This is a genomic window from Actinomadura sp. NPDC047616 (assembly GCF_040642915.1).
Lineage (GTDB): Bacteria > Actinomycetota > Actinomycetes > Streptosporangiales > Streptosporangiaceae > Spirillospora > Spirillospora miaoliensis.
The window spans coordinates 1-8,486 of sequence record NZ_JBEYTB010000041.1; the positions used below are offsets into that span (position 1 = coordinate 1).

6 protein-coding genes are annotated in these 8,486 nt (G+C 73.8%); 4 read left to right on the plus strand and 2 right to left on the minus strand.

Annotated elements, in window-relative coordinates:
- Nucleotides 1-524: 524 nt before the first annotated feature.
- A complete protein-coding gene (locus ABZ801_RS41530; RefSeq protein WP_360709472.1) occupies nt 525-1,499 on the plus strand; it encodes an ATP-binding cassette domain-containing protein in 975 nt (324 codons plus the stop codon).
- A complete protein-coding gene (locus tag ABZ801_RS41535) occupies nt 1,496-2,317 on the plus strand; it encodes an ABC transporter permease (protein WP_360709462.1) in 822 nt (273 codons plus the stop codon). Before ABZ801_RS41530 ends, ABZ801_RS41535 begins: the two co-directional genes overlap by 4 nt.
- A 130-nt stretch (nt 2,318-2,447) precedes the next feature.
- Here ABZ801_RS41535 and ABZ801_RS41540 read toward each other — a convergent pair whose 3' ends face one another.
- Together ABZ801_RS41540 and ABZ801_RS41545 are read right to left on the minus strand one after the other, a co-directional pair.
- Nucleotides 2,448-5,741 carry a BTAD domain-containing putative transcriptional regulator gene (locus tag ABZ801_RS41540; RefSeq protein WP_360709465.1) on the minus strand — a complete coding sequence of 1,098 codons (3,294 nt, stop codon included), beginning with the start codon at nt 5,739-5,741 and terminating at the stop codon, nt 2,448-2,450.
- A gap of 170 nt (nt 5,742-5,911) precedes the next feature.
- On the minus strand, nt 5,912-6,310 hold the full coding sequence (locus ABZ801_RS41545) for a DUF5709 domain-containing protein (protein ID WP_360709468.1): 399 nt from the start codon (nt 6,308-6,310) through the stop codon (nt 5,912-5,914).
- A 161-nt stretch (nt 6,311-6,471) separates the two neighbouring features.
- On the opposite strand from ABZ801_RS41545, the gene ABZ801_RS41550 reads away from it, so the two are divergent.
- Together ABZ801_RS41550 and ABZ801_RS41555 are read left to right on the plus strand one after the other, a co-directional pair.
- Complete coding sequence (locus tag ABZ801_RS41550) at nt 6,472-7,065, plus strand: DUF1360 domain-containing protein (RefSeq protein WP_344951032.1); 594 nt, start codon at nt 6,472-6,474, stop codon at nt 7,063-7,065.
- A gap of 95 nt (nt 7,066-7,160) precedes the next feature.
- Nucleotides 7,161-8,273, plus strand: coding sequence for a Vms1/Ankzf1 family peptidyl-tRNA hydrolase (locus ABZ801_RS41555; protein WP_344951035.1), 1,113 nt, complete (start codon nt 7,161-7,163; stop codon nt 8,271-8,273).
- Nucleotides 8,274-8,486 lie beyond the last annotated feature (213 nt).

Below are 8,486 nucleotides of genomic sequence, written 5' to 3' on the forward strand. Positions count from 1 at the left end.
TACCGGAACCTTCCCGCCTGTCAACCGGACCAACCAGCCCGACATCCAGACCCAGCCCAGCCCCCCGCACACCAACCACCCGGACGACAAGATCGTCCAGAAGATCACTACTGCGGAGGAGTCCCGCGGGCCGGCCACCGCACACGCGGCGTCCTGCATCCCGTCCGGGCTGACCCTCCCAGACTACAACCCTTCGGAGCGGACTCCGAACCGTTTTCTGTCGGGAGGTTCCCCGGGGCCGTCCGCCGTGTCCGGCGTCCCGCATCCCCTTGGGGCACGAAGAAGATTAGGCAGGCGTGCGCCCCCCGTCAAATCGAGCCGTCCGGCTTGTCGTCCCCTGCCGCAAACCCCCTGGTCACCGCCTGTTCACCGGGGTGAGCCGCCGCCGGCGCCCCGTGCGTGTCAGTGCCGTGTCAGCGCGCCCCGCCGCCGTGTCGGTGCCGTGTCAGCGGCCACGCCGAGGGTGGTCCCGCTGAACGAACGAACCATGACGACCGACCGGAAGGCGGGACATGACACGGGACTTGTCATACGTGATACGCGCCGAGGGGCTGCGCAAGAGATTCGGGGAGACGCAGGCCCTGGACGGCGTCGATCTCGAGGCGCGCAGGGGCACCGTCCTCGGAGTGCTCGGCCCGAACGGGGCGGGCAAGACCACGGCGGTGCGGGTGCTGGCGACTCTGCTCAAGCCGGATGCGGGACGCGCCGAGGTCTGCGGGTTCGACGTGGTGAAGGACGCCGCGCAGGTGCGCGCGACGATCGGGCTGACCGGCCAGTACGCCTCGGTGGACGAGGAGCTGACCGGGCTGGAGAACCTGGTGATGATCGGCCGGCTGCTGGACTTCGGGCGGGCCGAGGCGCGGGCCCGGGCGCGGGAGCTGCTCGCCGGGTTCCGGCTCGACGAGGCCGCCGGGCGCGCGGTCAAGACGTACTCGGGCGGGATGCGGCGCCGCCTGGACCTGGCGGCGAGCCTGGTCAACCGGCCCGAGGTGATCTACCTGGACGAGCCCACGACAGGGCTGGACCCGCGGGCCCGCAACGAGGTGTGGGACACCGTCCGCGCCCTGGTGAACGACGGCACCACCGTGCTGCTCACCACGCAGTACCTGGAGGAGGCGGACGAGCTGGCGGACCGGATCGTGGTGTTCGACCACGGACGGGTGATCGCCGACGGCACGTCCGCCGAGCTGAAGGCGCGGGCCGGGCGGCAGACGCTGACGGTGCGGGCGGCGGAGCGGCACCGGGTGGGACAGCTGGCCGCGATCGTCGGCGGACTGGTCGGTGGCGAGCCGACGGCCGACGAGACGACGGGGCTGGTCACCGCGCCCGTCGCGGACCCGGACGTGCTGACGGCGCTGGTGCGGCGGCTGGACGAGGCGCGGATCGCGGTGGCCGAGCTGGCGCTGCGGATGCCGAGCCTGGACGAGGTGTTCCTCACACTGACCGGTCACGTCGCCGGCGACGAGGCCGAGCGCGTCAAGGAAGGGAGCGCGGTATGACCGCGATGACGACGGTGGCCGGGGGCGTGCGCGGGGAGCCGCCCCGGCGGATCAGCCCGCGCCGGACGCTGCGGCACTCGCTGACGCTGGCCTGGCGCAACGTGGCCCAGTTGCGGCATTCGCCGGAGAAGCTGCTGGACTCGACGTTGACGCCGGTGGTGTTCCTGCTGCTGTTCCTGTACGTCTTCGGCGGGGCGGTGGCCGGTGACACGCACGCCTACCTGCAGCAACTGCTGCCAGGACTGGTGGCGCAGATGGCGATGTTCGCCACCATGGGGCTGGGCACCGCGCTGAACGAGGACATCCACAAGGGCGTGTTCGACCGGTTCCGCAGTCTGCCGATCGCCCGGTCGGCGCCCCTGACGGGGGCCGTGATCGGGGAGACGGTGCGGTTCTGCAGCGTGATGGTGATGCTGGTGCTGTGCGGGACGCTGCTGGGGTTCCGGTTCGACAACGATCCGCTGTCGGTGCTCGCGGCGTTCGGGCTGGCGTACGTGTTCTACCTGGCGGTGTGCTGGATCTCGGTGCTGGTGGGGCTCATGGCGCCGTCGCCCGAGAGCGTGCAGGGGCTGTCGTTCATCTTCGTCATGCCGTTGACGTTCGGCAGCAGCATTCTCGTCCCCGACACCTCCACGATGCCGGGGTGGCTGGAGGCGTGGACGAAGGTGAACCCGGTGACGCATCTGGCGGACGCGGTGCGGGCGCTGACGCTGGGCGGTCCGGTCGGGAACTCGGTGTGGTACACGCTGGCGTGGGCGGCCGGAATCGTCGCGGTGACGTTCCCGCTGGCGATGCGGATGTACGCGCGTCGCGTGTGACCGGTCCGCCGGTGGGACCATGCCGCGCTGGGCGGCCCCGCTCCGGGCAGCACCGTTGGAGGACTCCAGGACCTCGCCCCACCCACGGCGAGGTCCTGGTCGTCCGCGTTCTCTTCGGAGCCGGCGATCCCTAGGCCGATGAGATCGGCGGGTCAGGGGTCAGGGTCAGGGCGGCGTCGCGGGTGACACAGCGGCCCTCCTCGTATGCCGACGCGTACTCGGTCTCGCCGAGGGCGGCGGTGGCGGCGGCCTCGGTCCGGCGGACGTCGAAGCTCGCTTCGTCGTGGTAGCCGTGGAGCGTGCGCGCCGTGCCGAGCAGTTCGGCGGCGCGCCGGTGGTCGCCCCGCGCGGAGGCGAGGGCGGCCAGGCCTTCGACGAGGGTCGCGATCGGCTGGTTGCTCAGCCATACGGCGTCGCGTGCCACGTCCATGGCCCGTCCGTGCCAGCGTTCCGCGGCCGGCAGGTCGCCCTCCTGCGCGGCCAGGCAGCCGAGTTTGCTGAACGTCAGGGCGGTCACCTGGACGAAGTCCGCGCGGGCCTGGCGCGGTTCGACCAGCGCGAGGGCCGCGTCCAGCATCGCGCGGGCCGTGGCCGCGTCCCCGGCGTGTCTGCTCAGCTCGCACGACGCCAGGTAGCCGCCCGCCGCGTCGGCGTGTTCGCCGACCCTTTCCAACGTGCGAGTCCCCCGCTCGATCTCTCGGCGGCCGCCTTCGAGGTCTCCCATCTGCGCGCGGATCCGGCCCAGAAGCAGACGGAACGAGGCCCCCTGGTCGGGGTTCACTCCCTGGAGGGTGTAGCCGAGGGCCTCCTCCACGAGCCGGAGGGCGGTTTCGGCCTGGCCGCGGGCGAGGGCCACCTGGGTCAGGCCGCCGAGTCCGATCTGCATGCCCAGGCGGTCGCCGATGGCGCGGAAACCCCGGTATCCGGCGGTCATGTCGGAGAAGGCGACGTCGATCTCCCCGGAGTACAGGCCCAGTTCGCCGCGCAGGATCAGTCCCATGGCGCGGCACCATGGGTCGGGGTGCCGTTCGATGTCGGCGAGGGACTCGCGGACGAGGTCCAACCGTCCCACAACGAAATGGGAGAGCGGTTCGGCCAGGTTGAGAAGGGGGTGCCTGGGGTTTGGCGGCACAAGGGGCAGAACCTGCTCGACGATGTTCCGCATGGCCTCCTGCGTGAAGCCCGGTCCGGTCTTGAGCTCGCTCACCAGGGCGGCGAGGAACGAGCAGGTGGCGTACTCCTCCCGCAGGTCGGACGGTACGGCGCCGCCCGCCATGTCGCGGATCGCGACCGACCAGCCGCCGACCTCCATCTCCATGTCGCGGATGAACCAGAACCAGGTCAGTGCGGCCACCAGCCGCAGTCCGGTGCGCACGTCGCGGGTCTCGACGACATGGCGCAGCGCGGCGGTGCAGTTGTCGTGCTCGGTGACGAGGCGGGTCATCCACGACAGCTGGTCGTGGCCGCGCAGTTCGGGTTCGGCGCGTTCGGCCAGTTCCAGGAAGTAGGCGGCGTGCGCGTCGCGGACGCGGTCGCCTTCGCCGGCCTCGGCGAGGCGTTCGGCCGCGTACACGCGGACGGTCTCCAACAGGCGGTAGCGGACCTGGGCGGCACCGTCCGCCATGACCAGCGACTTCTCCACGAGGGAGGCGATCACGTCGAGCACGTCGGCGGCGGCGGGGCCGTCCGTGCCGCCGGGTGACGCGCACACGCGGACGGCGGCCTCGAGGACGGCGCCGCCCGCGAACACCGACAGGCGGCGCAGGACGGCGCGTTCGTCGTCGTCCAGCAGGTCCCAGCTCCAGTCGACGACCGCGCGCAGGGTGCGGTGGCGGGGCAGTGCCGCGCGGCTGCCGGCGGTCAGCAGCCGGAAGCGGTCGCCGAGGCGGTCGGCGACCTGCGCGGGGGTCAGGGCGCGCATGCGGGCGGCGGCCAGTTCGATCGCCAGCGGGATGCCGTCGAGCGCGCGGCAGATCGCGACGACGGGTGCGGCGGTGGTGTCGTCGACGGTGAAGCCGGGACGGACGGCGGCGGCCCGGTCGGCGAGAAGGCGGACGGAGGCGTGCCGCATGGCCTCTTGGGCGTCGGCGTCGGGCGGCGGCAGGGGCAGGGACGGCACGGGGCACAGCGACTCGCCGGTGATGCCGAGCGGCTCGCGGCTGGTGGCGAGGATCCGCGCGTCGGGGGCGGCGGCGAGGACCCGGTCCGCCAGCGCCGCCACCGCGTCGACGAGATGCTCGCAGTTGTCCAGGACCAGGACGGTGTCCCAGGTCGTCAGGGCGTCGGCGAGCCGGTCCAGGGCGCGCGCCGGGGACCGCGTCTCGTGGCTGGGACGGAGGGGGTCGGCCAGGCCGAGGGCGGCGAGCACGGCGGGGCCCACGTCGGCGGCGTCGCTCACCGACGCCAGCGGGACGAACCAGACCCCGTCGGCCGTGGTGTCGACCAGCGGGGCCGCGGCCTCGCAGGCCAGCCGGGTCTTGCCCGCGCCGCCTGGGCCGATCAGTGTGACCAGCCGCGACTCGCGCAGCAGCTTGCCGACCTGCCGCGACTCCTCTTCGCGTCCGACGAAGCTGGTGAGCTGGGCGGGCAGGTTCGTGCGGCGCCGGTGCGGCGTCGCCGCCGCCGTCTCCGCCGCGGAGTCCCCCGCCGGCCGGTCGGCGGATTCGGGGCGGGAGGCGGATTCGGGGCTGGAGAGGGCGGGGTCGCGGCGCAGGACGGCCAGGTGCAGTTCCGCCAGTTCCGGTGACGGGTCGATGCCGAGCCGGTCGGCGAGGGTCCGGCGCGTCTCCTCGTACACGGTGAGGGCGTCGGCCTGCCGTCCCGTCGCGTAGAGCGCGCGCATCAGCTGCCCGCGCAGGCGTTCGCGAAGCGGATGTGCGACGGTGAGCGCCTCAAGCTCCGGAACGAGGCCGGCCGGGTCGCCCGCGGCCAGGTCGGCCTCGATCCGGTCCTCGATCGCCGCCAGGCGCAGGCCCTCCAGGCGGGCGATGGGCGCGGCGGCGAAGTCGGCGTCGGCGACGTCGGCGAGCGCTGGGCCGCGCCACAGTTCCAGGGCGCTTCGCAGTGCTTCGGCGCGTGCGGCCGGGTCGGTGCGAGCGCGCGCGGCGGCGACCCGGCGTTCGAACTCGACCGTGTCGACATCGCCCGGGGCGACGGCCAGCCGGTAACCGGGCGGCCCGTGCTCGACGAGGTCGCGTCCGGCGGCGGCGCGCAGCCGGGACACCAGTGCCTGGAGCGCGCCCGCGCCTCCCGAGGGAGGGGCTCCGTCCCACAGGTCGTCCAGGAGCCGTTCGACCGGGACCCAACGGCCGGGGTCCACGGCCAGGCGGACCAGCAGGGCGCGCAACCGGGGGCCGTTCAGCGCCACGGGCCGTCCCGAGGCGTCGTCCCGCACGTCGAGCGGGCCGAGAATGCCGATGCGCACGCGGTCCCCCTTCCGGTCGCCATTGTCCCGGACGGACCGGTATCTGGAATTGTGCTGCCATGCGCCGCGAACCGCGAACCATATCGTTCACCGCGGCTCGCGGCCGGTGCGCACGACAGCACCCGGGGGACCGCGCGACGCTCCGCGCAGTCGGTTACTCGCGCAGTCGGTTACTCGTCTTCGATGCGCATGGCGCGTTCCTCGGCGGTGTATCCGCCGCCGTCGTCGCCCGCGTCGTAGGCGACGGCGTCCTTCTCGGTGTCGGTGCGGGCCCCCTCGTCCTCCTCCACGATGCGCCCGGCGGGCCGGTAGGGCTCGTCCGGCACTTCGGGGATGTCGGGCTCCTCGCGGGCCAGCCGCATGTCGAGGGGTTCGCCCGCGCGCATCTCCTCCTCGGTCATCCCGAACTCGTCCAGCGCCATGGGGCGGTCGCCGGGGACGGGGGCCTCCTGCGGATCCTGGGCCCGCTGCTGTCCGGGGGTGCCGTCCTGCAGGTCGGGGATGCCCTCGTCCTCGGGACCGGAGGTGTATCGCCGCTCCGGGTCTCCGCCCGGGATGTTCTCGGTCATGACGTCCCCCTTCGCCGGTGGTCGTCTCGTCGATCTCCCCGACCGTTACCCCGAGGGGCGTACATGATTCGTCCTCGGTGCACGGGTAAAGGGCGGTAGGTACGCGTTCGCCTCTCGATCGGACAGGGCGACGCGATCGCAGCCAACGACACGGAGGAGCGATGACCTCGGTCGTCGACACCGCACGCAAGCACAAGCGCGAGTACGCCGGGGACGCCGACCGGCCGCTGGGTTCCTACCTGGGGACGATGGCGGTGTACGCGGTCACCGCCGGGACGCTGGCGCTGCTGGCGCAGCGCCGTCGCAACCGCACCGGTGACGCGGCCCTGCCCTGGGTGCTGCGCGCCGTCCGCACGGCCGGACGCGCCGCGCGGGGCCGGCGGACGGGACGCACGGGTCACGTCATCGGGCTCGGCGACCTGGCGCTGATGACGATCACCACGCACAAGCTGTCCCGGCTGATCGCCAAGGATCCCGTGACCAGCCCGTTGCGCGCCCCGTTCACCCGGTACGAGGGCACGTCCGGGCCGTCGGAGCTGGCCGAGGAGGTGCGCGGCAGCGGCGTGCGGCACGCCGTGGGAGAGCTGATCACCTGCCCGTTCTGCACGGCGCAGTGGGTGGCCACCGGGTACGCGGCGGGGCTGATGCTGGCGCCTCGGGCGACCCGGGCGGTGGGCGCCACGATGACGGCGGTGGCCGGGTCGGACTGGCTGCAGCTGGCCTACGCCCGGCTGCAGCAGGCCGCCGAAGGCTGACGGCGGCGGCGACGGCCCGGGGGCGGCCCCTGCCACGTTGCCTTCCGATGGCCCCTTTTTACGTTTGACTTGGTCGTCACGGGTACGGCGGCCCCATGGATCTCACTTTCCTCAAACCGCTGTACCGCCGGTCGGGCCCGTACGCGTCCGTGTACGTGGACCTGACCCGCACCACCGAGGACGCGCCCAAGGCCGCCGAGCTGCGGTGGCGGGCGCTGCGCGCGGACCTGGAGGAGCAGGGGGCGCCGCACGGCACGCTGGGCGCCGTCGAGGAGGCCGTGCTGGCCGAACTGCGCGAGCGCCGCTCCACCGGGCTGGTGCTCTTCGCGGCGGACGGCGAGGTGGTGCACGCCGAGCGGCTGCCCGGCCCGCCGGCCGCCGCGCTGGCCCGGGTGGCGCCGCTGCCGCACGTCCTGCCCTACCTGGCCGCGCGCGGCGAGCCGCTGCCGTACGTGCGGGTGCTCGTGGACCGCCGCGGCGGGGAGATCTGCTGTGTGACCGCGGACGGGAAGCGCCGCGTGTTCGAGGTCGAGGGCGACGAGGAGTATCCGATCCGCAAGACCAAGGCGGGCGACTGGAACCAGTCGCGGTTCCAGCGCGCCGCCGAGATGGTGTGGAAGGCCAACGCCAAGAAGGTGGGCCGCGAGGTCGACCAGGCCGCCAAGCGGTGCGGCGCCGAGGCCGTCGTGGTCGCCGGGGACGTCCAGGCGCGCGGGGCGGTGCTGGAGGAGATCTCCGAGGGGCTGCGCGACCGCACCGTCGAGACCGACCGCGGTTCGCGCGCCGACGGCGCCGACGGTGCCGGGCTGGACGCCGAGATCGCCCGCATTCTCGAGATCAGGCGGACCGAGCGGGTCGGCGCGGTCGCCGAGCGGTTCGAACGCGAGCTGGCCAACGGCCAGCGCGCCGTGGCGGGCCTGCCCTCCACCGTGCAGGCGCTGCGCCGCGGCCAGGTGGAGAGCCTGCTGCTGGAGGACGACCCCGACTCCCCCGCCCGGCTGTGGGTGGGGCCGGAGCCCGGGGACGTGGCCCTGACCGCCGAGGAACTGCTCGAAGCCGGCGTCAAGGACCCCGTGGAGGAGCGCGCCGACGCCGCGCTGATCCGCGCCGCCGCGTGCTCCGACGGCGAGCTGTTCATCATGCCGTCGGACGATCCGTACGCGGGCCTCGGCGTGGGGGCGGTACTGCGCTACACCATCGCCGCCTGACCGGTCGGGCTTCCCCGCGGGCACGAGTGATTCGGGCACGGATGAGTCGCCTGGGCGTTCGGGCGGCGGATGAACGCCCAGGCGACGCTTGAATCGGCGCCGTGGGGGCGGGGTGGTGGGGGGGGGCGGGGGGGGGCGCGGCCCCCCCCCGCGGGCGGCGGGCGGGGGGGGGGGCGGGGGGGGGGGGGCCCCCCCCGCCCCGCCCGCCGGGCT

Coding starts and splice junctions, on each gene's coding strand:
- ABZ801_RS41545 (WP_360709468.1), bottom strand. CDS start 6,310: ATGACCGAGAACATCCCGGGCGGAGACCCGGAGCGGCGATACACCTCC.
- ABZ801_RS41550 (WP_344951032.1), top strand. CDS start 6,472: ATGACCTCGGTCGTCGACACCGCACGCAAGCACAAGCGCGAGTACGCC.
- ABZ801_RS41555 (WP_344951035.1), top strand. CDS start 7,161: ATGGATCTCACTTTCCTCAAACCGCTGTACCGCCGGTCGGGCCCGTAC.
- ABZ801_RS41535 (WP_360709462.1), top strand. CDS start 1,496: ATGACCGCGATGACGACGGTGGCCGGGGGCGTGCGCGGGGAGCCGCCC.